The sequence below is a fragment of the Geobacter grbiciae genome, assembly GCF_018531165.1.
GTDB classification, from domain to species: Bacteria; Desulfobacterota; Desulfuromonadia; order Geobacterales; family Geobacteraceae; genus Geobacter; species Geobacter metallireducens.
This window is the reverse complement of the sequence record NZ_JAHDIW010000006.1, coordinates 143,300-169,774: the sequence shown is the minus strand read 5'-3', so window position 1 is coordinate 169,774 and position 26,475 is coordinate 143,300. Positions and strand designations below refer to the sequence as shown.

Below are 26,475 nucleotides of genomic sequence, written 5' to 3'. Positions count from 1 at the left end.
AGATGGATGTCGTTTCAGGATAAAGCGATCAAGAAACGGATTTCTGTGGCCACGATAGCCTGTGCAGGGGCTGTGCTGTGGCTCCATGGCTCGGTTGTCCCGGCCTGGGCCGAAAACGACGAGATGAAGGTCCTTGAGATGTTTTACGAGGACAAAGAACTTGTGGTCACTCCCACGCGGGATCCGAAGCCCATCTCCCAGGTGGCGGAAAACGTCACCGTCATCACCGCCAAGGAGATTCAGGCCCTCAATGCCCACACCCTGGGAGAGGTTCTCAATACCATACCGGGGGTCCATGTGGAGCCCCGCGTGACGCCGGGAGGGTTATCCCCCACACTTTCCATCCAGGGGTCCGAGAGCAACCATGTCCGGGTGATCATGGATGGAGTGACCATCAACAACGTTTCCGACTTCCTGGCGGATGTGGGGGCCATCCCTGTACAGCGGATCGCGGCGGTGGAGATAATCAAAGGGCCGGCGTCCTCGGCATGGGGTTCTTCACTGGGGGGGATCATCAACATCATCACCAAGTCTCCGGACGAGGGACGGAAACTGGGCGGAACGGTCTCGGCCTCCATGGGTGAGCGTACCACCGGCGACTTCCGCCTGGAACTCTCTGGCACCCGTTCTTCTCTTGGATATTACCTGGCTGCCGACGGCATAACCTCCGACGGTCTCCTTCCCCATACGGGCGTGGACAGCGGCAGCGTATACGGCAAGATGACATGGGACCCCCAGGAGGATACCCGCGTGTTTGCCACGTATAGTTATTCCCGCGGGAAAAGGGGGTTGGGGGAGTTTCCCCAGTATGGATTGCGTCAGGAGGGGGACTATGAGCATTTGATAGCAACCCTCGGCATGAGCCATGCCTTGAGTGAAAGCCTTGATCTGGATATCGCGGGCCGCTTCTCGCACCGCGATTACAGTGACGTTTCCGGTGCCTTGGGCGCGGGAGAGGGATTGAACAACAACAGCTATGAGCAGCCCAACCTCGGCGCAAGCGCCAAGCTCGCCTGGCGCACGGGCATTCACAGCGTGATAATTGGAACGGATTACGACAACGGTACCATAGACGCAGATTTAAGGGAAAATGGCGGCACCGTTCGCACGAAGACCCATGGCCGCCTGGAGCGGCGGGCGATTTTCGCCAACGACACAATCGTCTGGAACAACTGGTCGATCACCCCGGGTCTGCGTTACGACTGGACCAGCACCAGCGATGATTTCTTCAGCCCGAGCCTAGGGGTGACATATAACCTGAGTGACCACACGGTCCTGCGGGCTTATGTGGCCCGGGGCTTTAACGTCCCTTCTTTGACCGCGACTACCGTCGGCGCGCAGGGATTGCAGCCTAACCCTCATCTGGAAATGGAGAAGGTCTGGTCCTATCAGCTTGGCTTCGAGACGACCTTTCTCAGGTATCTCTGGCTGAAGAATACGGTGTTCCGTCATGATGTCTCTGACTTCCTTGCTTATGATGGTGCGACCAACAGTTATGTCAATCAGGGGAAGCAGCGTCGGCAGGGGGTAGAGGTGGAGGTGAAATCCATCCCCTTTTTCAACACCACCATCGGCGTCGGCTATACATTCATCGATGCCCGTGATCGGCTTGCCGATGAACGCGTGCCGAACATCCCTCGGCAAACGTGGGACGTATCCATAAATTATGACGACCGGAAACTCCTGCGGGGAGGGCTTGTTGGGCGCTATACCCAATGGAACGCCAGAGAGGATTTTAACAGCCGCGAAAACGCCATGATCTGGGACCTGACCGGAGGGGTCCGGTTTCTGACCGGGCAGGTATCCGGCGAGATATTCTTCGTTGCCCATAACCTTTTCAATGGTTCACAATATCTCCATTACTTCTTTAGGAATCCTGGTCGCTGGTTCGAGGGAGGGCTTCGCTTTAACTTTTGAGTTGACGAAATTCATAAATTGAATATTATTAATTTTTTTCTTCTTGATTACTTGTGTGCAGAAAGTAGAATGACGTTCTATCGGTAAATATCTCACAGGAGGGAGGTACGTATGCAACAGGATGTTCAGAACGTGAAGAATGAAGTGACAGAAGAGGTTATGGTGGTGTCGGAGGGGACAATCGGTTCCGGTCCTCAAATTGGTGTCTGCTTCGGCTCGTACTTCCTCATAAGAGGATGATAATCACCTGAAGCATGAAGGAAGGGGGAGCTATTCCCCCTTTTTTTTATGTGTCATGGTGATGGATCGCAATGCACTCCTTACTTTGGCGCCAGGGAGGGCCGCCATGCACCTTTCCCGCTATCTGAAACGGTACTCCTGCCATGAGCGGCCGGGGCACCTGCTTCTCTTTTCCACCAGAACCGCTGCCATCGCCATCGTTCCCGAGAAGGTCATTGCCAATATCGAACAGGGAGCCATCAGTCCGGCGACCGCTGAAACCCTCTCGCGTCTCGGGTTTCTTGTCCCCGATACCGAGGTCGAGGCGGAACAGGTACGTCAGTTGTTCACGACGATCAATGGGGAGCGCACCGTTGCCACCATCATCGCCGTTCTGAACATGGACTGCAACCTGGCCTGCACTTACTGCTTCGAGGGTGGGCTGAAGGGGAAGCGGTACATGGATCACGCAACGGCAGAACGACTGGTATCTTTTCTGGACCGCCATTACCTCGCCGAAGGCATTGCCCCCAATCTGGATTTTTACGGTGGTGAGCCCCTCTTGAGTCTGGATCTGATCCGTTCCATCACCACGAGGCTGAAAGAACGTGCTGCCGGACGTGGGCTTTCCTGTTCCTTCGGCATGGTCAGCAACGGTACGCTTTTGACCGGAGATGTGGCCTGCGAGTTGGCCTCGCTGGGCGTTACCGGGGTCCAGGTTACCCTTGACGGCACTCGCGAGAACCATGATCGATACAGACCCTTTGTCTCCGGAAAGGGAAGCTTTGATGTGATAGTGCGGAATCTGCTGGAAGCATGCGATCTGCTCGATATCAGCATCGTCTGCAACTACACCCAGGAGAATTACTGGGGATTCCCCTCCCTGCTCGATTATCTCCTTGAAGTAGGCCTGAAGCCCGAACGGATTGCTGCTGTCAATTTCGCCCCCATCTCCCGAATCGGCACAGGGGAGCTTCCCCCCGAGTTCAACGATAGCTGTGCCTCCCACAATATGCCGTGGGTTTACGAATCGCAGCTCTTTTTGCGTCAGGAGGCTCTGAAGCGGGGCTACTCAGTGGCGAAGCTCCGTCCGCCGCTCTGCATGGTGGAATTGGCCCGTGATCTCGTGGTTACCCACGAAGGGGAATTGTACAAGTGCCCGGCTTTCATGGGGCGGAAGGGGCTTGCGGTTGGTACGCTGGAAGCGGGCGTCACGGAGTACCGGGAATCTCACAATCTCGATCTCTGGAATAACGAGGAATGTCTCGACTGTGAGTATCTCCCCTTCTGCTACGGTGGGTGCAGGCTTTCGCGGCTCGCGCAGACGGGGGAGATTAATGGGGTGGACTGCCGAAGGGACTACTACGAAGCATCCCTTGAGCGGTATGTCCGGCAAGAGATGGCCAACACGTCCCGTAAACGATAACTTTGCCGGAGACGAATTTGATTCCGTGAAGCACTGCTCGATTGACGGGGGTTACGGCGCTGTCACCTGCACTACCGAGCTTGTTTCGCCATTGGGGTTAATCACCTGAATCCTCAGATCCTTATCCGTCGGATCGGCGGGATAGCGCTGGTAGACCAGTTTCGAGCAGTCCACAAAGGTCAGAAACTCCCGTTCCCCTGATGGCGGCGCACCCGCCCTGAGTCGTTTGCCGGCTCCCGCGTTCAGTCCCACCTGCAGACTGTTTTCCTCCACTACTATTGTTGTTCCTGGCTGGAAATTCTTCCCTTCGATAACCAGCTTGTAATAGGTGACCGCTGCGTCGCTCCTTGTAACGCTGTAAATTTCCGGGGTTGCCACGATGGCAAGAGTCATGGGGGTGGTGAAGGTGTCGTCAGGATTCTTGACCTGGACCTGATGGAGTCCTCCTGGGGCCTGGGGGACAGTGAAGGTGAAAGATTGCTCCGAACCGAAGCTGCTCTTCACCACCGACCCATCGAAAAGCACTTGGCTTGCTGGCTGGAAATTGCGGCCAGTGATGGACAGGACACGCTCGCCCGCGGAGGAACAGACGCTGATAGTGTCGGGAGAAATGGATTCGACAAAGGGTTTCGGCGCTTGGATCGAGAAATTGTAGGTACGGCTCGTGGCGCCGTCGCGTTTGAGGAAAAGGGCGTAAAGTCCAGGAGGGAGTTTCGGTATGGTGAAGGTCAGCAGTTCCGGGCCAACGACCGTGGTCGGCACTTCGATTGTGCCCAGAAACGCCGATGTCTTCGCGGTAAAGCCGGTTCCTGAAAGGGTAACGGTGATATTCGGCTCGCCCTGGGCCGGAATGATGCTCAGGATATTTGGAGCAGGGGCGGGAGCCGGTTTCTCTGCCACTGTTGAGCTTGTCTTCCTGGACTTGGTTTGGGGGGCGCCCTGGGCGGCCACCGCAGGCAGCAGCGCCGCAAGCGCCACCAGTGCAATTACACGTTGTTTCATTGGGCCTCCCGTCTGGAGCGTACCTCGCACCAATTAAATCACCTGGTTGAGCGATGTCAACGGTTGAGTGTCATGGCGAGCCAGATGCCCGAGAGGGCAAAAATGACGTTTGCCGCCCACGCTGAAACCAGGGAGGGAAGGACGCCGGTCTGGCCGAAGGAGATGAGAATGGCGTTGATGATGAAGTAAGCGAAGCCGAAACCGATGCTGGCGCCGATGCCGAGGGCGACACCGCTGGAGCGGTTTCCCCGCAGTGCGAACGGGATGCCGAGAAAGGCCATGATGAGCGAGGCAAAGGGAAGCGATATTTTTGAATGCATCTGGGCTTCGTAACGGGTGGTTTCGTACCCCCCCTTTTTCAGCTTTTGGATATACTCTCTCAGCTTCAGAAATCCCATGTTGTCGGCGTATTTGTCCACCACTTTGAGGTCTTCTATCTGGAGGTTGAGGTTGACCGGCATGCTGGCGATCTGGGTTGTATTGGCAACGCCGCCCCCCTGGAAATCCCGCACGGTGACTTTCCAGAGAGTCCATTGGCTGCCGTCCCAACTCCCCTGTTCGGCGTCTATTCTCCGGGAGGGAGTCATCCCCTCCGAAAAAGACCACAGTGTTACCCCCCTCAACGTCTGATGGTCGGGATCAAAGGCCCGTGCCATGAGTATCGCTTTGTTGTCCTTGTGCCAGATATTGTTCTGGCGGAAGAACGTATTCGAGCTTTTTTTCCTGATGAGGACCTCCTCAATGAAGCGCATCTGGCTGTAGGTCTTCGGCAGAATCAGCTCGTTTGACACGATAACGAAAAGGCTGGCCGCACAGGCTATGACCAGGATTGGCGCACTGATTTTGCGGAGGCTCACGCCACAACTGCGCATGGCGATGATCTCGCTGTTGCGCGACAGCATCCCAAGCGTCAGCAGTGTGGCCATGAGTACCGCAAGAGGAATTACCTGGGTGGCGATTTCGGGGATCTTGTAGAGGAAAAACCGGACAACATGTATCCACTGGGGATCGAAGCGAAGAAAACGCCCGATCTTTTCCAGAAAATCAATCACCAGGTAGATGGCTATGAATGATGCAAGGCAGAGCCAGAAAACCCGCAGATAGGCGGAGGCTATGTAACGAGTCAGGATGCTCACGCAGCCTTCCTCCGGTGGAGCCACTCCCGCGCCTCTCCGATAAGCGTTCGCCCTCTCTCTATCAGTGGAAAGGGACGTTCAGTCGCCGCGAGCCTCAGCAGATAAACGCCAAAGGCGGTAAAGAAGACATTAGGGAGCCAGACAGCAAGCGGGATGGGAAGGATTTCCTTCTCCGCAATGGTTTTGCCGGCGGACATGACCACGTAGTACAGCATGAGGATGATGATGCCCGCTGAAAAACCTCCTGCTCTTCCCGACCGCTGGTTCTGGATGCCGAGCGGAACGCCTACCATTGCGAATACGATGCAGGCAAAGGGGAGCGCAAACCGTTTATGAAGCTCAATTGAGATATCGCGGCGGAACTTTTCGTTGTTCTGTCGGTTCCCGCGACTGGCAATAAGCTGCTTGAGGGTCATATCCTGTTCGTCGAACTGGTTTTTTTTCGCGTTCTGGCGCAGGTCCACATGGAGGTCGTAGCTGCGGAACTCAACAAGACGGTAGCCGCCAGGATCTATCCCCCGATGAATGCTCCCGTTTACAAGGTGAAGTCGGACGTTTTTTTCTTCGGGAGCTGCCGCGATTATTCCGGTTGAGGCGAAGATTGTCATTGGTTCATCCGGGTTGCGCTCGTCATGGACCAGGATGCCCGATATCTGGTGGCTCGCCTGGTCATAATCGTCAATATACACAACCAAGCCGGGGAAATCGTCGATAAATACCTTTTCCTTGATGGTTGTGGCAGCCCGCGACTCAATAACCTCGTAGAGAAATCGCTTGAAGGAGGTGTTGCCCCAGGGGAGTGCATAGACCGTGATGAACGTCGTGACGAGATAGGCAAGGACGGCGAACGTGAAGACTGGCGTGAGCAGCGATCCGAGGCCAACCCCCCCCGCCTTCATGGCTGTTACTTCGCTGTCCGCGGACAGTCTGCCGAAGGAAAGAAGTACCGCCAGCAGAAATGCCATGGGGATTGCAACGAGCAAGAAGGAAGGAAGCATGTAGAGGATGAGTCGGCAAACGTCAAGGAATGGCACTCCCTTGGCGAAGACCATCTCTGCCAGTTTGAGCAGGCGCCCCATGAGAAGTACAAAGGTAAAAACCGCCATGCCGAGGACGAACGGAACAGCGGTTTCCTTGAAAATGTAACGGAACAGAATGCTGGTCATGGAGGCGCGATGATACACGAAGGCATGGGGGTTGTAAATAACGGAGGGGTGCGCATCACAGTTTGCCCTTGTCAATTGTCTGTTCATGTGCTATACGAGTTCGGTTTCTAATTCGCACGCTTTCTGTCCGGCCGGTGGTGTCCGCGTCTGATGCGGGTTCCGGCTGTCGGGGAAGCGGAGGCACAACCAAAAAGGAGAAAAAAGTATGTCCAGTGTAACAATGAAGGAGTTGCTGGAGGCCGGCGTACATTTCGGTCACCAAACCAAGAGATGGAATCCGAAGATGAAGCCGTACATTTTCGGGGCGCGGAACGGGATTTATATCATCGATCTCCAGAAGACCGTCCGTCTGTTCAAAAATGCTTACAGCTTTGTTCGCGAGTGTGCCCAGTCCGGTGAGACGATACTCTTTGTCGGGACCAAGAAGCAGGCCCAGGACGCCATTGGTGAGGAAGCGTCGCGTTGCAACATGTATTATGTGAACCAACGCTGGCTTGGCGGGATGCTTACCAACTTCGCCACCGTGAAGCAGAGCATTGATCGCCTCAAGCGTCTTGATGCCATGTTTGCCGATGGTACCGTTGAAGCCTACACTAAGAAGGAAGCCCTCCAGTTGGAAAAAGAGCGCCAGAAGCTCGAAAAGACCCTCGGCGGCATCAAGGGGATGGGAAAGGTTCCCGGTGCGCTTTTCGTGATTGACCCGAAGAACGAAACGATTGCCATCAGCGAAGCCAAAAAGCTCGGCATTCCAGTCGTGGCGGTTGTTGATACCAACTGCGACCCGGATCCGATCGATTATGTCATTCCCGGAAACGATGATGCAATTCGCGCCATCCGTCTTCTGACCTCTAAGATGGCCGATGCGGTTCTCGAAGGTGCCCAGGCCCGGGATGCGCAGTTGCAGACCGGCGAAGAAGAGATGGCTGCTGCCGAAGGCGAGTCGGAGCAGGTAGAAGCGTAAGTCGTTATACCCTGTCCGTTTGGCGCGGGGCGTATGTCATTCAAATTCAAAGAACAGGCTGACGCACGGCGCGTCGGCCCTGTCCGGGAGGATACAGTGAGCATCACAGCTGCACAGGTAAACGAGCTGAGAAAAGCTACCGGAGCAGGACTTATGGACTGCAAGAAGGCCCTTACTGAGACCGGCGGCGATCATGAGAAGGCCATTGACTATCTTCGGAAGAAGGGGCTTGCCGCCGCCTCCAAGAAAGCTGGTCGCGTGGCTTCCGAGGGTGCGGTGGGTTCCTACATTCACGCTGGCGGAAAAATCGGAGTTCTCGTCGAAGTCAACTGCGAGACCGATTTCGTTGCGCGTAACGAAAACTTCCAGGCTTTCGTGAAGGATATCGCCATGCACATTGCGGCGGCCGCTCCCCAGTATGTGCGCCGCGAAGAAGTGACCGCGGATGTTGTCGAGCGCGAGAAGGAAATCTACCGCGCCAAGGCACGGGAAACCGGCAAGCCTGAGAATATTATCGAGAAGATCATCGAGGGGCAGGTTAATAAGTTTTATGCCGACATCTGTCTCCTTGAGCAGCAATATGTGAAGGATTCGGATAAGACCGTCCAACAGTTCCTCAACGAGACCATCGCGTCGATCGGTGAGAATATTTCGATTCGCCGCTTTGTACGGTACGCGCTGGGTGAGGGGCTTGCGAAGAAGGAAACCGATTTTGCAGCAGAGGTCGCTGCCGCAGCTGGTCTGTAAGAAGGTGAACGGGCCGGCCATGCTCCATGGCCGGCCTTTTTTACGTCCACAGCAGAATATGAGTTCCATTTACCAGGCGTGAGGGCCGACACACCATGGGAACACCGTACTACAAGCGAGTATTATTGAAACTTTCCGGCGAGGCCCTTGCGGGCGACCAGGGCTACGGCATCGATCCTCTGACGATCACGACCATTGCCGCCGAGATCAAAGAGGTGGTGGCATCCGGGGCTCAACTCGCCCTCGTTATTGGAGGCGGGAATATTTTCCGCGGTCTGGCAGCTTCCTCCAAGGGGATGGACCGTGCCAGCGCCGACTACATGGGGATGCTGGCCACCATGATCAATTCACTGGCCATGCAGGACGCACTTGAGAAGATAGGTGTAGATACCAGGGTACAGTCGGCCATTGCCATGCAGGAGGTCGCAGAGCCGTACATCAGGCGACGGGCCATGCGGCATCTTGAGAAGGGTCGGGTCGTCATATTCGGCGCCGGTACCGGTAACCCGTATTTCACCACCGATACAGCGGCAAGCCTACGAGCCATGGAAATCGGAGCAGATGTGATTCTCAAGGGAACCAAGGTGGATGGCGTCTACTCGGCCGACCCAAAGAAAGATCCCACCGCCCAGAAATACCCCCGGCTCACGTATCTGGAGGTCCTCAAAAAAGGGCTTCAGGTAATGGATGCAACTGCTACCTCGCTCTGTATGGACAACAATCTCCCCATTATCGTTTTTGACATCACCACATACGGCAACATAACAAAGGTGGTGTGCGGTGAAGAGATTGGCACCGTTGTGAAAGGAGAATAGCATGACGAAAGAAGTCATTGCCGACATGAAGGCGCACATGGAAAAGTCGGTTGACGCACTTCGCCGCGAGTACCAGAAGGTGCGCACCGGCAGGGCCACCACCGGGCTTCTCGACGATATCAAGGTTGAATATTACGGGAATCCCTCGCCCCTCAGTCAGGTGGCGACCCTTTCTGTCCCCGAGCCCCGGACGATAACCATCCAACCTTGGGAGGCCAAGTTGATCCCGGTTATCGAAAAGGCGATCATGAATGCGAATCTTGGTTTTACCCCGGCCAATGACGGTAAGACGATCCGCATTTCCCTTCCGCCTCTCACCGAAGAGCGCCGGAAGGAAATCGTCAAAACACTCAAGAAAATGGCTGAGGATACCAAGGTTGCGGTTCGCAACATTCGCCGTGACGGGATTGATAGCCTCAAAAAGCTGGAGAAGGATAAGAAGATTTCCGAAGACGATCTGAAGCGCGCCGAGAAGGAAGTGCAGGATGTCACGAACACGTTCGTGGCAAAGGTTGAGGAAGTGCTTACGCACAAGGAGAAAGAGGTTCTGGAGGTCTGATGCCGCGCTAAGCGGGAAAAAAGTATTTTTCCGCTTTTTGCTTGCGCACCAAGTGCTTTTATGCTTTAATCCCCTTTAACCCCTCAATTAAAGGGGATTTTTTGTTTCTGGGTATCCCATGTACGGTCTCTCACACGACAAACTTCCCCGCCACTTGGCCGTCATTATGGACGGAAACGGCCGTTGGGCCCAGGAGCGGATGCTCAAGAGGATCATTGGCCACCAGAAGGGGGTCGAGACGGTGCGGGTGATTGTTGAGGAGTGTTCTCGTCTTGGCATCAAGTATCTGACACTCTTTGCCTTTTCCGCGGAGAACTGGCTCCGACCCAAGACGGAAGTGAAAGCCCTCATGTCACTTCTCAAGAAGTACATCAGGGTCGAAACAGCACGGATGCTTGACAGCAATATACGGTTCAACGTGATCGGTGCCCGGGAGGAACTGCCGCCGGACGTGAACCAGGCTGTGCAGGAGGCCATCGACAGGACAGCGCGCAATACAGGTATGGTGCTGACGCTTGCCCTTTCCTACGGTGCACGCCAGGAAATTCTCTTGGCGGCCGAGCGCATTGCTGCCGACCTCTCCTCAGGCCATCTCTCCCCTGGCGATATTGACGAGAAAACCTTCTCCTCATACCTGTTTACGTCTGGCATGCCCGATCCCGATTTCCTCATCAGAACGAGCGGCGAGATGCGGATCAGTAATTTCCTCCTCTGGCAACTCGCTTACACAGAGCTCTATTTTACCGAGGTCAACTGGCCCGAGTTCACAGCTAAGGAGCTCCACCGTGCTCTGCACGACTATCAGTCCCGCGAGCGGCGCTTCGGCCGTACGAGTGCGCAACTGCAGAACAGGAGCTGACCATCAAGCGTCTACTGACCGGGGCCATTGCCCTGCCTCTGCTGATATTGTTCATCCTTAAAGCGAGCGTTTTCGTCTTTGCCTGCTTTGTTGGTCTCCTGGTGTTACTTGGTCTGGGCGAGTTCTACCGGATGGCACTTCCGAAACGGCCCGTGGTAGGGACCGTTGCGTCGCTGTCAGGGATGCTCGTCCTGCCTGTTTTAGTCAGCCCTGAGTTGCTACTGCGCTTTGTGCCGGTCCCTGCCGGGAACGGCGTGTTGTTAGCTCTGACGCTTCTATTCTCCGCCGTTGCCATTTTTTTTCTCTTCAGTATCAGAGATATCCGTCAGAGTGCGGCCGAAGCAGGCCTCATTTGGTTGGGATTTGCCTATGTCCCTTTACTCCTTTCGCACCTTGTCCTTCTCAGGGCTCTCCCTGCTGGAGTCTCATGGGTGTTTCTGATGCTTTTGATAGTCATGTCCGGCGACACTGCGGCATACTATGTGGGGAGCACTCTCGGAAGACGGAAGCTTTACCCTGTTGTCAGTCCAAACAAGAGCATCGAAGGTGCTCTCGGCGGGCTCTGCGGGAGTCTTGCAGGTACCTTGATTGCAAAATACACATTCTTGCATCAGCTAACGGTCGTTGACTGTGTGGTCACTGCTTTGGCCGTAGGGGCGTTGGGGCAGGTCGGAGACCTGTTCGAATCGCTTCTCAAGCGCAGCTTCGGCGTTAAGGATTCAGGCATTATCATTCCTGGACACGGCGGCATCCTCGACCGGCTCGACAGCATTCTTTTTGCCGCACCCGCACTGTATTACTATGCCTATCTGGTGGTCATGGCCCGATAGGTTTCCTGACGAGGGAACATGAAAAAACTCACCATTCTTGGCTCAACCGGTTCCATCGGGACCAGCACTCTGGAGATCGTCGCAGCGCACCCGGACCGATTCCAGGTGATTGCCCTCACGGCGGGGAGTAACCTGGAGCTTCTCAAACAACAGGTTGAAGTGTTTCGGCCCAGGCTTGTCAGCGTTCTGACCGCTGACCTGGCCCGACAGTTGGACCGGATGCTCTCGGATCCGAAACCGGAAATCCATCATGGGATTCCCGGTCTTATCGCCGCTGCCACTGCCGGTGAGACCGATGTCGTGGTCGCCGCTATTGTTGGGGCTGCCGGCCTCGTGCCTACCGCCGCCGCAATCAAGGCCGGCAAGGACGTCGCCTTGGCAAATAAGGAGACCCTTGTCACCGCCGGCCGGATCATGATGGACCTCGTCAGGGAAAACGGGGTCAGGCTCTATCCTGTCGACAGCGAGCACTCGGCGGTCTTTCAGTCCCTGGAGGGGCAGAGCGGAAAGGATGTGAAGCGGATTATTCTGACCGCATCGGGGGGACCATTTCTGAATCTTCCCCTTGACCGCCTTTCACGGGTTTCGGTCGCCGATGCCCTCAATCACCCCAACTGGAGCATGGGGCAAAAGATAACCATCGACTCGGCCACCATGATGAACAAGGGATTGGAGGTGATCGAGGCCCGCTGGCTTTTTGACACGCCGGCGGAGCGGATTGCCGTGAATATTCACCCCCAGAGCATCATTCACTCCATGGTTGAGTATGTGGACGGCTGTGTTATGGCCCAGTTGGGGGTTCCCGACATGAAGGCTCCCATTGCCTATGCCTTGACCTATCCGGAACGGATTCCTACAGGGGTGAAGCCCCTTGATCTGACCGCGTTGTCAGGGCTCACCTTCCTGGCCCCCGACTATCAGCGCTTCCCCGCCTTGAAACTGGCCTATGATGCCCTTGCTGCTGGTGAAAGCATGCCGGCGGTCATGAACGCCGCCAACGAGGTGGCTGTCGAGGCCTTCCTCAAGGGGAAAATCGGGTTTACCGGTATCGCTACGTCTATCGCTCGAACCATGGATGCACACGAGCCCCATACCCTTGCCACCATCGAGGATGTCCTTTCCTCTGACCTCTGGGCGAGGGAGAAGAGCAGGGAGCTTATCGGGTTGTCCTGACGGTATGTCCGTCACCTTTATCGAGGCACCAGATGACCAGTATCGTTTCGGCAATAATTGTTCTCGGCATACTCATCTTTGTTCACGAGTTTGGGCACTTCCTCTTTGCCAAGCTCTTTGGCGTCGGGGTCGAAAAGTTTTCCCTCGGCTTCGGGCCGAAGCTTATCGGCAAAAAGATGGGTGAAACCGAGTACCTCATTTCCGCGTTCCCCTTGGGGGGATACGTAAAAATGGTGGGCGAGGGTGGGGGGGATGAACTCTCTGATGAGGAAAAGAACCGTTCCTTTGGAGAAAAATCGCCCCTCAGGCGTATTGGGATTGTGGTGGCAGGTCCCGGGTTTAACCTGATTTTTGCCTGGTTCGTATTCATTGCAGTATTCATGGTAGGGGTCCCCTCCGCGACCACTAAAATCGGCGAAGTGGTCAAGGACAAACCGGCGGCCAAGGCTGGTATCGTTACGGGCGACAGAATCACTGCTGTGAACGGCAAGAAGGTTGATCGCTGGGAGGAAATGGCCACAGAGATCGCGGCTTCGAAAGGACCATCCCTCCTTGTTGAGATCAAGCGCGGCGGGGAAACGAAGGCTTTCCAGCTTAAGCCCGAGATGAGGACCGGCAAGAATCTCCTCGGCGAAACCGTGACCTCACCCGTAATAGGGGTAGTTGCAGCGGGAGAGACGGTTATCGACCGCTATCCTCCCGGCGAAGCCTTCTCCCGTGGGAGTGTCCAGACCTGGAACGTCATCGAACTGACGGTCCTCTCGCTGGTGAGGATCATCGAGCGGGCCATTCCCCTGGACACTATCGGCGGGCCGATTATGATCGCCAAGATGGCCGGCCAGCAGGCTGAGGCTGGAGGGGTTAGTTTTCTTGCCTTCATGGCGCTCCTCTCGGTCAACCTGGGGGTGCTCAATCTTCTTCCCATCCCGATTCTCGATGGTGGTCACCTCTTTTTCTACCTTTGGGAGTTGATCTTCCGGAGGCCGGTAAGTATGAGGGCCCGGGAAATTGCACAACAGATTGGACTTGCGCTTCTCATCGGGCTCATGGTGCTTGCCTTCTACAACGACATCGCCCGCTACCTCGTGGGGAACGGGTAGTGAAGCTCCTTACCGTCGACACCTCTACCTCTACCTGCAGCGTGGCCCTTACCATTGGCGGGAGCCTCGTGGCCGAGTCCCTGCTCGACAGCGAGCGTACCCTTTCCGAGAGGCTCCTTGCATCGATCGACACGATACTGCGCGATGCCGGACTCCTTCTTGCCGATCTGGATGGCTTCGGGGTTGCCTTGGGGCCAGGTTCCTTCACTGGAGTCCGCATCGGGGTGTCAACCGTCAAGGGGCTAGCTTTGGCAACGGGAAAACCGGTTGCCGGTTTTTCTTCTCTCGCCATGCTTGCACTTAACCTCCCGGTCAACTCACTTCCTGTCTGCACCCTTTTTGATGCGCGGAAAAAGGAAGTCTACGCAGGGCTCTACCGTTGCGGCTCACTTCCCGAACCACTCCATGCCGACTGTGTCATGGCTCCGGAACGCTTCCTGGATCTGGTCGACGGTCCGGCTCTTTTTGTCGGCAATGGGGCGCTCCGGTACCACGAACTTATCGTGGAGACCCTTGGCGACCGTGCCGTCTTTGCGCCGGCCCACTGCCATCAGCCTCGGGCGGCGGCTGGTGCGGTTCTTGCTCTCGAGGCGTTCCGTTCTGGCGCGCTTACACTACTGCCTTTCCTGAACCCCACCTATATCCGTCCATCCGAGGCCGAACTGTCAAGAATGATGCGGGAAACGCTATAACGCCATTTTAATGGTGTTGACAGTCCCCCCCGGATGTATTATTTTCACACTTTCCTTTTGTACTTCGATCTGTTTGAGATAATTGAATTTTGGATTATGCTCGCGAAACAGTTGGTCGGATCGAAGGCTCTTCTTGGGTACCACCCCATTAGATTCTACAGCAGAGGTCTTTCAGATGCGCAGTGACACCATAAAGCAGGGGATCGAACGGACTCCGCACCGAGCCCTCATCAAGGGAACCGGGGTTCCCCAAAGCGAAATGGCAAAACCCTTCATCGGCGTTGCCACCAGCTTCACTGACCTTATCCCTGGTCACGTAGGAATGCGTGACCTGGAGCGATTTATTGAGAAGGGAATCCACAGCGGCGGCGGTTACGCCTTTTTCTTCGGCATTCCCGGTGTCTGTGACGGAATCGCCATGGGGCACAAGGGGATGCACTACTCTCTCCCGACCCGCGAACTGATTGCCGATATGGTTGAGTCGGTGGCCGAAGCCCATCGCCTCGATGGCCTCGTGCTGCTCACCAACTGCGATAAGATCACCCCTGGTATGCTTATGGCGGCTGCTCGGCTTGATATCCCCGCCATCGTGGTAACCGCCGGCCCCATGATGGCCGGCCGCGGTGTTGAAGGGCGCCGCTTTTCCTTCGTGACCGATACTTTTGAGGCCATGGCACGCTACAAGGCCGGTGTCATCGATGCGAAGGAGCTTCAGGTCTGCGAGGACAACGCCTGTCCCGGTATGGGATCGTGCCAGGGGCTCTTTACCGCCAACACCATGGCTATTCTCACCGAAACCCTCGGCATGAGTCTCCCTCGTTGTGGGACGGCCCTGGCGGTTTCCGCCCTCAAGCGTCGCATTGCCTTTGCCTCGGGTGAGAAGATCGTGGACCTGGTCCGCAATGAGGTTACCCCGCGCAAGATCCTGACACGTGCTGCATTTGAAAACGCCATCCGGGTGGATCTCGCCCTCGGCGGTTCCTCCAATACGGTCCTCCACCTCCTGGCCATTGCCCGGGAGGCAGGGGTGGATCTCCCTCTCGAAACCTTTGATATCCTTTCCAAGGAGACGCCGCAGATTGCCTCCATGAATCCCGCTGGAGAGTATTTCATGGAGGACCTCGACGCGGCCGGCGGTGTTGTCGGGGTGTTGAAGCAACTCGGTGACACCATCAAGGACAGCCCGACCGTCCTGGGGCTTACCACCCACGAGCTGGCCTCCACGGTGGAATCAGTTGATGAGCGGGTGATCCGTCCCGTTTCCGACCCGGTCAAGAAGGAAGGGGGGATCGCGGTCCTCTTCGGTAATCTCGCACCCAAAGGTGCCGTGGTGAAGCAGTCGGGGGTGTCTGCTCCCATGATGCAGTTCGAAGGGACTGCCCGCTGTTTCGACTCGGAAGAACTCGCCATGGCCGCCCTCATGGGGGGGAAGATCACGTCCGGCGACGTGGTGGTCATTCGTTACGAAGGGCCCAAGGGTGGTCCGGGGATGCGGGAGATGCTCGCACCGACCGCAACCCTCATGGGACTCGGCCTCGGCGATTCCGTTGCCCTTATTACCGACGGCCGCTTTTCCGGCGGCACCCGCGGCCCCTGTATCGGCCACATATCCCCGGAGGCGGCAGAGGGGGGCCCCATCGCCCTGGTTGAAGAGGGGGACAGGATCCGCCTCGATATTCCCAACCGGAAGCTGGAGCTCCTTGTGGATGAGTCGACCCTCGCGGAACGCCGCAGCCGCTGGGTAGCCCCCGAGCCCAAGATCAAGACCGGATGGCTTGCCCGCTACGCCAAGGTGGTTACTTCGGCATACACCGGCGCGGTTACCACGGCCGAGTAGGAGAGCGATTCTGCAATCGTTCCCGTAACCCAATCGCTCCACTATCTGATTTCCCTTTTGGGAGGTTTTTCTATGAAAATGACAGGTGCACGTATCCTCCTTGAATGTCTCAAGCGTGAAGGAGTTGATACCGTTTTCGGTTACCCCGGCGGTACGGTGATCAATCTCTACGACGAGCTTTTCAGCTTCAAGGATATCCGCCATATTCTTCCCCGCCACGAACAGGCAGGTGTCCATGCGGCCGATGGATTTGCCCGTGCCACCGGCAGGGTCGGTGTCGCCATCGCCACCTCCGGCCCCGGTGCCACCAATACGGTTACCGGCATCGCGACCGCCTACATGGACTCTATCCCCCTCGTGGTGATAACCGGCCAGGTGCCCACGGCGCTCATTGGCAATGATGCCTTCCAGGAGGTGGACATCATCGGCATCACCCGCCCCTGCACCAAGCACAACTTTCTCGTGAAAGACGTGAAGGACATCGCCACGATCATAAAGAAGGCCTTCTACATTGCTCGCACGGGGCGTCCCGGGCCGGTTCTCGTGGACCTGCCGAAGGATGTACAGATCGCCACGGCCGAGTTTGAGTATCCCGAAACCATTGAGCTTCGCAGCTACAAACCGACCGTTGAGGGGCACCCGAAGCAGGTCGAGAAGGCTGTGTCCATGCTTCTCGCGGCGAAGAAACCGGTTATTTACGTGGGAGGGGGCGCCATTTCCGGCGATGCCGCCGGTGAACTCACTGCCCTGGCCACCAAGCTCCACATCCCGGTCACCACTACCCTTATGGGACTTGGCTCCTTCCCCGAGGACAACCCCCTCTCCCTCAAGCTTCTCGGGATGCATGGCACCTATTTCGCCAACATGGCGGTGACCAACTGCGACCTGCTGGTTGCCGTAGGGGCGCGCTTCGACGACCGAGTGACCGGCAAGATCGCCACCTTCGCTCCCCATGCCAAGATCATCCACATGGACGTGGATCCGACATCCATTCGGAAGAACGTCCGTGTTGATCTCCCAATAGTTGGTCAGGTCAAGGAAGTGCTTGGTCGCATGCTCAAGTCCCTTGATGAGAGCGGTGACAAAGTGACGGCATTCCATGCGGCGATTGAGCCGTGGCTTGCGGAAATCGAGGGGTGGAAGCAGAAGTATCCCATGACCTACAAGCAGACATCCACGGTTATCAAGCCCCAGTTCGTGATCCAGAAACTCCGTGAACTTTCGGCTCCCGATGCCATTGTGGCCACCGACGTGGGACAGCACCAGATGTGGACTGCCCAGTTTTTCGGTTTCCGCGAGCCCCGTACGCTCCTGTCGTCCGGCGGGCTCGGGACCATGGGATTCGGACTACCGGCGGCCATGGGGGCCCAGGCCGCCTTCCCGAACCGCCAGGTCATCGCTGTTTGCGGCGACGGCGGTTTCCAGATGAACCTCCAGGAGATGGCAACGCTGGTGCAGAATCGACTTCCCGTGAAGATTGTCATACTCAACAACAACTTCCTCGGGATGGTGCGCCAGTGGCAGGAACTCTTCTTCGACAAGCGCTATTCACAGACCTGCATGGAGCTTCCCATTGATTTCATCAAGCTTGCCGAGGCGTTCGGGGCAAAGGGGTTCCAGGCGACAAAATCCGACGAGGTGAAAGCTACCATCAAGAGGGCCTTCGAGACGCCGGGACCGGTTATCATGGAATTCAAGATCGCCCGGGAAGAGAAGGTTCTTCCCATGGTTCCTGCGGGGGCGTCGCTCAATGAAATGGTGCTCAATGCCTGATTGGCGCGTTTACGCGCCAGGGATTCCGATCTTGCCTGCTCTTCAGGAGGTTTTTTCATGAGACATACAATCACCGTTCTGGTGGAAAACGAATTTGGCGTGTTATCCCGTGTTGCCGGCCTCTTTTCCGGCCGCGGCTTCAATATCGACTCTCTCTCGGTGGCCCCAACGAACGACGAGACCATCTCACGGATGACCATCGTGACCCGCGGGGACGATCAGATTCTTGAGCAGATATCCAAGCAACTCAACAAGCTCATCGACGTCATCAAGGTAATCGACTTTACCGATGGCGAGGTGATCGAGCGGGAGATGGCGCTCATCAAGGTTACCGCCGAGGATTCTGCACGGGCTGAAGTCCTGAGGATTGCCGATATCTTCCGGGCGAAGGTCATAGACGTAACCCCAAAATCGTATACCATTGAGGCGACTGGGACCCCGGCAAAAATCGACGCCATTCTGGAACTTCTCCGCCCCCTGGGGCTCAAGGAGTTGGTTAGGACCGGGCCGGTTGCCATAGGCCGCGGTGCCAAGGCGTTGAAGAGCTAGCACGTTTTTTTCTGCCTGGCAATACAACGCAATAATTGATCCACTACACTCGAGGAGGAAAGAATGAAGATTTACTATGACAAAGACTGCAATATGGGCGTACTCAAAGGGAAAAAGGTTGCCATTATCGGCTACGGCTCCCAAGGACATGCCCATGCCAATAACCTGAAGGATTCGGGCATCGACGTTGTGGTGGGACTCCGTGCGGATTCCGCGTCGGTCAAGAAGGCCACCGAGGCCGGCCTGACCGTGCTCCCCACTTCTGAAGCGGTTAAGATCGCCGACGTGGTGATGATTCTCCTCCCTGATGAAACCCAGGGGGATATCTACCGGGAGGAGATCGGCCCGTTCCTCAAGCAGGGCGCCTATCTCGCCTTCAGCCATGGTTTTAATATCCACTTTGGCCAGATCGTGCCGCGGCCCGATGTGAACGTCATTATGATCGCTCCCAAGGGGCCGGGCCACCTGGTTCGCCATGAGTATACAAAGGGGGGCGGCGTGCCGAGCCTCATCGCCATCCACCACGACCCTGCCGGTAATTCCCGCGACGTGGCCCTTGCCTATGCCTCGGCCAACGGTGGTGGTCGCGCCGGCATCATTGAGACCTCGTTCAAGGAAGAGACCGAGACCGACCTCTTCGGTGAGCAGGCTGTGCTGTGCGGCGGTATCTCTGCCCTGATCCAGGCTGGTTTCGAGACCCTGGTCGAAGCAGGTTATGCGCCGGAGATGGCCTACTTCGAGTGTCTCCACGAGACGAAGCTCATCGTTGACCTGATCTACGAAGGCGGCATCGCCAACATGCGCTACTCCATCTCCAATACTGCCGAGTATGGTGACCTCACCCGCGGGCCGCGGGTCGTTACCGGCGAAACCAAGAAGGAGATGAAGAGGATTCTTGAAGAGATCCAGACTGGCCAGTTCGCCAAGGAGTGGATGCTCGAGAACAAAGCCAACAAGCCGGTGTTCACCGCCCTGCGCCGTAAGGGGGCCGAGCACCAGATCGAGGAAGTCGGCGCTCGTCTCCGTTCCATGATGTCCTGGATCGGTGCTTCCAAGATCGTCGATAAAGCGAAGAACTAACAATAGACTGAACCAGAGACAGGGAGGCCGGGTACAGGAGAGGGGATAAGGACCCAAACCGTATCCGGCCTCTTTGTGGTTTGCGTGAAATATGCGGTCGCCACGGGGCGGTCGTTTGGTTTATTATTGTCCAAAACCCGAGGTTCTCTGATGCGCAACTCAAATACTCCCATAGCAGCGGAGGGATACCCCTTTATCGCCGGTGCCGTGCTCATTGCCGTAGTGCTGGCCGTTCTCGGCTCAAAAATTCCCGCATTCTTTTTTCTGGCGGTGTTTTTCGGGGCGTTGACCCTTTTTATCGTTTTTTTCTTTCGTAATCCCGAGCGCACCACCCCGGCGGATGAAAACGCGGTGATTGCTCCGGCTGACGGCGTGGTTATCTACCTGGGGCCTTCCCGCGAAGAGCACTTGGGCGAGGAGATGACCAAGATCAGCATCTTCATGTCGGTCTTCAATGTTCATGTGAACAGGGTGCCGATAACCGGCAAAGTGCTGGACACCTTTTACATCAAGGGGAAGTTCCTTGATGTTCGCGACGACCGGGCAACGTTCGAGAACGAACAGGCGGGGCTTATCATTGAAACTGCCAAGGGAATGAAGATGGTTGTTGTTCAGGTGGCAGGCCTCATCGCACGCCGCATTGTCTGTTACGCTGCCAAGGGAGATCAACTCGTGCGCGGAAAACGTTACGGTTTGATCCGCTTCGGTTCCCGCCTCGATGTGTATCTCCCGAGTGAAGCTGCAGTACGCGTCAGGATGGGCGACAAGACCGTTGCCGGCGAAACTATCCTGGGGTTACTGCCATGAATGGTGAAAAGATCGACATGAGCGAGAGCATGCGGAAGGGGATTTACATCCTTCCGAATCTCTTTACCACGGGAAGCCTGTTTGCCGGCTTTTACGGTATGGTCGCCACCATGAACGGCGATTTCAAGACCGCCGCGCTCTGGATTCTTGTCTCCTCCATCTTTGATGGCCTTGACGGCAAGGTTGCGCGGCTTACCGGCACCTCCAGCAAGTTCGGGGTTGAATACGACTCGCTCGCGGATGTGGTATCCTTCTGTGTCGCTCCGGCACTCCTCACATACAAGTGGGCGCTCCAACCCTTTGGCCGCTTGGGGTGGCTTGCGGCGTTTCTCTTCGTCGCCTGCGGTGCGCTCAGGTTGGCCCGCTTCAACGTTCAGGTCAATACGGTGGAGAGTAAGCGTTTCGTGGGACTGCCGACCCCTGCGGCTGCGAGCATGGTGTCGGCCATGGTGCTTCTTTTCTATCACTTCGGCTGGCCCAGTTCCTACAAGAAACTGGCGATCCTGGTCCTCATTTACCTTCTCGCCTTTCTCATGGTTTCCAACTTCCGGTACTACTCCTTCAAGGATCCTGAGTTGATCAAGCGCCAGCCCTTTGCCTTTCTCGTGCTTGCGGTGCTTCTCCTGGTGGTTATTGCGGCTGAACCGGTCGTCATGCTCTTTCTGATTTTCATCTGCTACACGTTTTCGGGGATTGTCGGTTTTTTGATGACCTGGCCACGGCGGCGCAGACTCGAGAAGGCGATCCATAACAAACACACCAAGGAAGAGCCCTGAGCTATCCACGGATATGAAGCGGCCTTGAATTTGGTTAGGACAAACAAGATTTGAAGCTTTGGAACCTTGTGGAATCCAAGTGGAATTGTCTTGACACGCTGTCTCGTTGTTTTCTATTATCACAGGACAAATCGTAAAGGCAGAGAAGAGGAGTAGTAGTCCTCATCCTTATTGTGCAGTTTCCAGAGAGCCGGTGGGTGGTGCGAACCGGTATAAGGACGGATGAACTCGCCTCGGAGCTGCTCCGGTGAACGCGGACATGACCTGTGTCCCCTAGTCGGAGACGTCGCCCGCGTGAAGGGAATAATGAGGTCCACTTCAGTGAGGGTTTTACTCATTTGGGGAGGATAAAAAGGGTGGTACCACGGAGCAAAGTCTTCGTCCCTTGTCTGGGCGAAGGCTTTTTTTGTTTTGGGCTCACGTGAACACTGACGGCCTTGATCGACCCGTCGGTGGCATGAGACAGCCATCACGCAAAGGGAGGTAGACCATGGCGGAACTGAAGACCATCAAGATTTTCGATACAACGCTTCGCGACGGCGAGCAGTCGCCGGGCAACAGCATGAACATCGATGAGAAACTGCGGGTTGCCAAGCAGCTTCTGAAGCTGAACGTCGATGTCATCGAAGCGGGATTTCCCATCGCTTCCGAGGGGGATTTCGAGGCGGTCAAACGGGTTGCCCAGACCATCAAGGGACCGGAGATCGCTGGCCTTTGCCGTTCCAGCGACAAGGATATCGACCGGGCCTGGGAGGCACTTAAGTACGCAGGTGAGAAGGGGCGTATTCATACTTTTATCGCCACCTCTGATATCCACATGAAGTACAAGCTGAAGATGACCCGTGAGCAGGTTCTTGAGAATGCGGTCAAAGCGGTGAAACGAGCGAAATCCTACACGCCAAATGTGGAATTTTCCTGCGAGGATGCCGTCCGTACCGACTTGGCCTTCTTGGTGCAAATGGTGGAGGCGGTGATCGACGCCGGAGTCACGACGGTGAATATTCCCGATACTGTCGGCTACACGATCCCCTTCGAGTACTTCAACATCATCCGTCACCTCAAGGAAAACGTTTCCAATATCGAAAAGGCAGTAATTTCAGTCCATTGCCACAATGACCTGGGGCTTTCCGTGGCGAACTCCATTGCGGCGGTTCAGGCTGGGGCAGGTCAGGTGGAGTGTACCATCAACGGCATTGGTGAGCGGGCGGGAAACTGCTCTCTTGAAGAGTTCGTCATGGCCATCAAGACCCGCCACGACATCCTCCCCTTCAGGACAAACGTTGACCACGAGCAGATCGTCCCTGCCAGTCGGCTTCTCTCCACTATTACCGGCATCGGGGTTCAGCCCAACAAGGCGATTGTGGGGGCCAACGCCTTTGCCCATGAGTCGGGCATACATCAGCATGGCGTGCTCATGGAGAAATCGACCTACGAAATCATGACTCCGGAATCAATCGGGCTCAAGACGAACGTATTGGTGCTCGGCAAGCATTCGGGACGTCACGCATTCAAGAAGCGGCTTGCGGAACTTGGGTACGAGCTTTCCGATGAAGACCTGAACCGCGCCTTTGAGCGTTTCAAGGCCTTGGCTGATCTGAAGAAAGAGGTTTTCGACGAAGATCTTGACGCACTGGTTGCAGACGAAGTGATGCGTCCGGCGGAGAAGTTCCGGCTCTCTCATATCACGGTCACGTGCGGTTCCTTTGCGGTCGCCACTTCGACGGTGCAAATGGAGATTGACGGTACGGCGGTGCGAACTGCCGAGCTGGGGGATGGACCGGTTGATGCGACTCTCAAGGCAATCAAGAAGCTAACCAAGACCAAGGCGAAGCTTCAGCAGTATAATGTCGGATCCATTACCGGCGGAACCGATGCCCAGGGCGAAGTGACCGTGCGGGTGACAGACGGCAACGAAACGGTTGTGGGGCGAGGTTCTTCCACAGACATAATTGAGGCGTCGGCAAAGGCTTACATCAACGCGCTCAATCGACTCAATGCAAAGATAGAGCGAATCCACGAAAGTCTGTGATCTGATGTCGGTGAGAGACCTCGGTGGCTCTCGCCGACAGTTGAGATTTCAATGAGGCGCTTGTCTGAAAAAACGAAACCCCGCTGAATAATTCAGCGGGGTTTCGTGTCTGTTAGGGGATGAATCAGTTAAGCTTTTTTTACGTTGGCTGCCTGGAGTCCCTTGGGACCGGTGACCACATCGAAGGTGACAGCTTCGCCTTCAGCAAGGGTCTTGAACCCGTCGGACTGGATGGCTGAGAAGTGAACAAACACGTCCTCCCCGTTCTCCTGCTCAATGAAGCCGAAACCTTTGGCGTCGTTGAACCACTTAACCTTGCCCTGTGCCATTTTCCTACCTCCTTTTTTGGTGCCTCCGGATCAGTGCCGGAACTTCGTGGGATGTTGCTAAAGTTTCCGGAGTCTTGGGGCAGGAAAACCGCAAAGCATGTACGTCTTTGTTCTGGTTTTCATTTGCTGCGTAAAGCTTCCGAAACTTGCTACTTTAAAAAATTAACAGCGTATAATTACGTTGTCAAGGTTTTTCCCTTCCGTATTTAGAACATATTGAGCTTTCGGATAAAGGCGATAAGGAGGCCGTAATGCTGGTGATTGAACTGCAGAGAGATGCGGGGCAGTTTCAACAGGTTGGGTTCATCGGCCTCTTCTGGGAGAGGAGCGCAGGGGAGGATGCGGGTCCCCGGCAATCGTAATTCGGGAAACTCGTTCTCCAGTTCCTCGATCTGTTCGGGGGTCAACTCCTTGTTGAGGCGGATGATGAGCCTTCTTTCGAAGAACCGGAGTGAATGGTAATTGCGGTAAAAATCATCAATGACACGGATTGCTTCGTCTTCGTCGCGGGTTATGGTGAAAATGGAGAAGTCTTCCGCAGAGATAAACCCTTTCCCAAGTATGCAATTCTTCACGAAGTCGAACCAGCGATCCCAATAGCCGGTGTTATCGTCAATGAGCACAAGGGGTTTTGGTGAGGTCTTTCCGGTCTGAATGAGGGTGAATACCTCCATTGCCTCGTCAAGAGTGCCGAAACCGCCAGGAAAGACGGCAAGGGCGTTCGATTCCTTAACAAAGGCAACCTTCCGGTTAAAGAAGTACTTGTAGTTGATGAGTCGGGGGTTTTTGAGCATGACTGGATTGGGCTGTTGCTCAAAGGGAAGACGGATGTTGACGGCAAAGGAGTGCTCGCTGCCGGCGCCTTCGTTTCCTGCCTGCATGATCCCCGGTCCGCCACCGGTGATGATCATGAAACCTTTCTCGGCAAGTTTACGGCTGAAACGGACACATGTCTGATAGATAGATTCCTGAGGTTCCGTGCGCGCCGACCCGAAAATGGTAACCTTCCGTTTCTCCCGGTAGGGGGCAAAAACGTTGGTAGTGTAACGCATCTCCTTCATGGTGTTGTTGAGAAGTTTCAGGTCTGCCAGATAATCGCACTCCTGGCCGGACTTGAGGGCGGAAATGATCATCTCACGGATCATCGCCGGGTGATGGATGGCATCGACCTTCTCCATGAGGGTGTCGATCAGAGTGTCAATTTCGCCATTAGTGCGGGTAAAGTTCAATTCCATTGCCTGCCAACTCCCTCTGAAATTTGGGTATGATAGCACGCCATAATCGTGCAAGCAAATGTTAAGCCGGACCGAACAAATATTACGTTGATTTATTAGGGGGCTTTGTTTAGAGTGGCCACCATACTTTCATTACACTGCGAAAGGGTAGTTCATATGGGGAAGACTACAGCGGAAAAAATTTTTGCAAGCCACCTGGTCGATGAGCCGTTTTCCGGCACCAAGGTGCTCCGGCTCGACGTGGTGATGTGCCACGAAATTACCACTCCCATAGCCATTGCCGACCTGATGGCGCGAGGTAAAGACCGGGTTTTTGACCCCACGAAGATCAAGGCGGTGATTGATCACGTCACGCCGAGCAAGGACTCGAAGACCGCCACCCAGGCGAAAATGTTGCGCGACTGGGCACGGCGACACGCCATCAAGGACTTCTTCGATGTGGGGCATAACGGCGTGTGTCACGCACTCTTCCCCGAGAAGGGGTACATCCGCCCCGGTTACACAGTCATCATGGGCGATTCCCATACCTGCACCCATGGCGCCTTCGGTGCCTTTGCCGCCGGTGTCGGCACTACCGACCTGGAGGTCGGTATTCTCAAAGGGGTCTGCGCTTTCCGTGAGCCCAAGAGCATCCGGATCAACCTGAACGGCACCCTTCCCAAGGGCGTTTATGCAAAGGATGTCATCCTCTACGTCATCGGCCAGCTCGGCGTCAACGGCGCTACTGACCGGGTCATGGAGTTCCGGGGACCGGTGGTGGACGCCATGACCATGGAGTCGCGGATGACACTTTGCAACATGGCCATCGAGGCGGGAGGCACCTCCGGCATCTGCATGCCCGACATGGTGACGGTGGAATACCTCTGGCCCTTCATTGAGAACGAGTACCCGTCCAAAAAAGCTGCCCTCGCCGAGTTCAGCACATGGCGCTCCGACGACGACGCTGTCTACGAGCGGGTGCTCGACTTTGACGTTTCTGTCCTCGAGCCGATCGTCACCTTCGGCTACAAGCCCGATCAGGTGAAGCCGATCAGCGAAATTGCCGGTTCTCCCGTTGATCAAGTCTATCTGGGCTCCTGCACTAACGGCCGCCTTGAAGATCTGCGGATTGCTGCCCGGATTCTCAAAGGGAAAAAGATTGCCCCGTCGGTGCGGGGGATTCTCTCCCCGGCCACGCCGAAGATTTACCAGGACGCCATGGCCGAGGGACTTATCGACATATTCATGGAGGCGGGTTTCTGCGTCACGAATCCCACCTGCGGTGCCTGCCTTGGCATGAGCAACGGCGTCCTGGCTGAAGGGGAGGTCTGTGCATCCACCACGAACCGCAACTTCATGGGGCGGATGGGGAAGGGGGGGATGGTCCACCTCATGTCTCCGGCTACGAGCGCAGCAACGGCCATCGAAGGGGCGATCGCCGATCCCCGGAAGTACCTGTAATCATGCTAATGGATGGGA

At 55.9% G+C, this 26,475-nt stretch carries 25 protein-coding genes and 1 other annotated feature; of the genes, 20 read left to right on the top strand and 5 right to left on the bottom strand.

Features of this window, described 5'->3' with window-relative positions:
• The first annotated feature begins 6 nt into the window (after positions 1-6).
• From KJB29_RS09895 to gptM, 3 genes are all read left to right on the top strand, one after another.
• Entirely contained in the window at positions 7-1,917 is a 1,911-nt protein-coding gene (locus KJB29_RS09895; RefSeq protein WP_004512124.1) for a TonB-dependent receptor plug domain-containing protein, read from the top strand.
• 111 nt (positions 1,918-2,028) lie between these two features.
• A complete protein-coding gene (locus KJB29_RS19555; protein WP_004512123.1) occupies positions 2,029-2,157 on the top strand; it encodes a hypothetical protein in 129 nt (42 codons plus the stop codon).
• A gap of 106 nt (positions 2,158-2,263) precedes the next feature.
• A complete protein-coding gene (gene gptM, locus KJB29_RS09890) occupies positions 2,264-3,562 on the top strand; it encodes a geopeptide radical SAM maturase (RefSeq protein WP_004512122.1) in 1,299 nt (432 codons plus the stop codon).
• Positions 3,563-3,613: 51 nt separating this feature from the next.
• Here gptM and KJB29_RS09885 read toward each other — a convergent pair whose 3' ends face one another.
• From KJB29_RS09885 to lptF, 3 genes are read right to left on the bottom strand one after another with little or no spacing between them, the layout of a single operon-like run.
• Positions 3,614-4,564 carry an IPT/TIG domain-containing protein gene (locus tag KJB29_RS09885; protein ID WP_215734433.1) on the bottom strand — a complete coding sequence of 317 codons (951 nt, stop codon included), beginning with the start codon at positions 4,562-4,564 and terminating at the stop codon, positions 3,614-3,616.
• 56 nt (positions 4,565-4,620) lie between these two features.
• Complete coding sequence (gene lptG, locus KJB29_RS09880; protein WP_215734432.1) at positions 4,621-5,700, bottom strand: LPS export ABC transporter permease LptG; 1,080 nt, start codon at positions 5,698-5,700, stop codon at positions 4,621-4,623.
• A complete protein-coding gene (gene lptF / locus KJB29_RS09875; RefSeq protein ID WP_215734431.1) occupies positions 5,697-6,866 on the bottom strand; it encodes an LPS export ABC transporter permease LptF in 1,170 nt (389 codons plus the stop codon). The genes lptG and lptF overlap by 4 nt, the downstream gene beginning before the upstream one ends.
• A 205-nt stretch (positions 6,867-7,071) precedes the next feature.
• On the opposite strand from lptF, the gene rpsB reads away from it, so the two are divergent.
• From rpsB to KJB29_RS09795, 16 genes are all read left to right on the top strand, one after another.
• Positions 7,072-7,827, top strand: a complete 756-nt coding sequence (gene rpsB, locus KJB29_RS09870) for a 30S ribosomal protein S2 (protein ID WP_215734430.1) — start codon at positions 7,072-7,074, stop codon at positions 7,825-7,827.
• 96 nt (positions 7,828-7,923) lie between these two features.
• Complete coding sequence (gene tsf / locus KJB29_RS09865; RefSeq protein WP_011365792.1) at positions 7,924-8,574, top strand: translation elongation factor Ts; 651 nt, start codon at positions 7,924-7,926, stop codon at positions 8,572-8,574.
• A gap of 95 nt (positions 8,575-8,669) precedes the next feature.
• Complete coding sequence (pyrH, locus tag KJB29_RS09860; protein ID WP_215734429.1) at positions 8,670-9,389, top strand: UMP kinase; 720 nt, start codon at positions 8,670-8,672, stop codon at positions 9,387-9,389.
• 1 nt (position 9,390) lies between these two features.
• On the top strand, positions 9,391-9,948 hold the full coding sequence (gene frr, locus KJB29_RS09855; protein WP_004512114.1) for a ribosome recycling factor: 558 nt from the start codon (positions 9,391-9,393) through the stop codon (positions 9,946-9,948).
• 118 nt (positions 9,949-10,066) lie between these two features.
• The gene (uppS, locus tag KJB29_RS09850) at positions 10,067-10,807 is read left to right on the top strand and encodes an undecaprenyl pyrophosphate synthase (protein WP_215734428.1); all 741 of its coding nucleotides are present in this window, start codon (positions 10,067-10,069) and stop codon (positions 10,805-10,807) included.
• Positions 10,808-10,809: 2 nt separating this feature from the next.
• Positions 10,810-11,637, top strand: coding sequence for a phosphatidate cytidylyltransferase (locus KJB29_RS09845; RefSeq protein WP_215734445.1), 828 nt, complete (start codon positions 10,810-10,812; stop codon positions 11,635-11,637).
• Between the two features lie 18 nt (positions 11,638-11,655).
• The gene (locus KJB29_RS09840; RefSeq protein ID WP_215734427.1) at positions 11,656-12,810 is read left to right on the top strand and encodes a 1-deoxy-D-xylulose-5-phosphate reductoisomerase; all 1,155 of its coding nucleotides are present in this window, start codon (positions 11,656-11,658) and stop codon (positions 12,808-12,810) included.
• A 32-nt stretch (positions 12,811-12,842) separates the two neighbouring features.
• Positions 12,843-13,910, top strand: coding sequence for an RIP metalloprotease RseP (gene rseP, locus KJB29_RS09835; RefSeq protein ID WP_215734426.1), 1,068 nt, complete (start codon positions 12,843-12,845; stop codon positions 13,908-13,910).
• Positions 13,910-14,602 (top strand): tRNA (adenosine(37)-N6)-threonylcarbamoyltransferase complex dimerization subunit type 1 TsaB, encoded by a 693-nt coding sequence (tsaB, locus tag KJB29_RS09830; protein WP_004512109.1) that lies wholly within the window; start codon positions 13,910-13,912, stop codon positions 14,600-14,602. Before rseP ends, tsaB begins: the two co-directional genes overlap by 1 nt.
• A gap of 175 nt (positions 14,603-14,777) precedes the next feature.
• Positions 14,778-16,439 (top strand): dihydroxy-acid dehydratase, encoded by a 1,662-nt coding sequence (gene ilvD / locus KJB29_RS09825; RefSeq protein WP_215734425.1) that lies wholly within the window; start codon positions 14,778-14,780, stop codon positions 16,437-16,439.
• A gap of 72 nt (positions 16,440-16,511) precedes the next feature.
• Positions 16,512-18,212, top strand: a complete 1,701-nt coding sequence (gene ilvB, locus KJB29_RS09820) for a biosynthetic-type acetolactate synthase large subunit (RefSeq protein ID WP_215734424.1) — start codon at positions 16,512-16,514, stop codon at positions 18,210-18,212.
• A gap of 57 nt (positions 18,213-18,269) precedes the next feature.
• Complete coding sequence (gene ilvN, locus KJB29_RS09815; RefSeq protein WP_215734423.1) at positions 18,270-18,761, top strand: acetolactate synthase small subunit; 492 nt, start codon at positions 18,270-18,272, stop codon at positions 18,759-18,761.
• Positions 18,762-18,824: 63 nt separating this feature from the next.
• A complete protein-coding gene (gene ilvC / locus KJB29_RS09810; protein ID WP_215734422.1) occupies positions 18,825-19,841 on the top strand; it encodes a ketol-acid reductoisomerase in 1,017 nt (338 codons plus the stop codon).
• 150 nt (positions 19,842-19,991) lie between these two features.
• A complete protein-coding gene (locus tag KJB29_RS09805) occupies positions 19,992-20,648 on the top strand; it encodes a phosphatidylserine decarboxylase family protein (protein WP_215734421.1) in 657 nt (218 codons plus the stop codon).
• Positions 20,645-21,424, top strand: a complete 780-nt coding sequence (pssA, locus tag KJB29_RS09800; RefSeq protein ID WP_004512103.1) for a CDP-diacylglycerol--serine O-phosphatidyltransferase — start codon at positions 20,645-20,647, stop codon at positions 21,422-21,424. Before KJB29_RS09805 ends, pssA begins: the two co-directional genes overlap by 4 nt.
• Before the next feature lie 133 nt (positions 21,425-21,557).
• Positions 21,558-21,813 (top strand) — a binding site (T-box leader).
• A 101-nt stretch (positions 21,814-21,914) separates the two neighbouring features.
• Positions 21,915-23,453 (top strand): 2-isopropylmalate synthase, encoded by a 1,539-nt coding sequence (locus KJB29_RS09795; RefSeq protein ID WP_004512102.1) that lies wholly within the window; start codon positions 21,915-21,917, stop codon positions 23,451-23,453.
• Positions 23,454-23,581: 128 nt separating this feature from the next.
• On the opposite strand, the gene KJB29_RS09790 is transcribed toward KJB29_RS09795, so the two are convergent.
• Both KJB29_RS09790 and KJB29_RS09785 read right to left on the bottom strand, forming a co-directional pair.
• Positions 23,582-23,782: a cold-shock protein gene (locus KJB29_RS09790; protein WP_004512101.1), complete on the bottom strand. Its 201-nt coding sequence runs from the start codon at positions 23,780-23,782 to the stop codon at positions 23,582-23,584.
• Between the two features lie 206 nt (positions 23,783-23,988).
• Positions 23,989-25,017: an LOG family protein gene (locus KJB29_RS09785; protein ID WP_004512100.1), complete on the bottom strand. Its 1,029-nt coding sequence runs from the start codon at positions 25,015-25,017 to the stop codon at positions 23,989-23,991.
• A gap of 156 nt (positions 25,018-25,173) precedes the next feature.
• Between KJB29_RS09785 and KJB29_RS09780 the strand changes: the two genes are divergently transcribed.
• Positions 25,174-26,457: a 3-isopropylmalate dehydratase large subunit gene (locus KJB29_RS09780; RefSeq protein WP_215734420.1), complete on the top strand. Its 1,284-nt coding sequence runs from the start codon at positions 25,174-25,176 to the stop codon at positions 26,455-26,457.
• Positions 26,458-26,475: the final 18 nt, after the last annotated feature.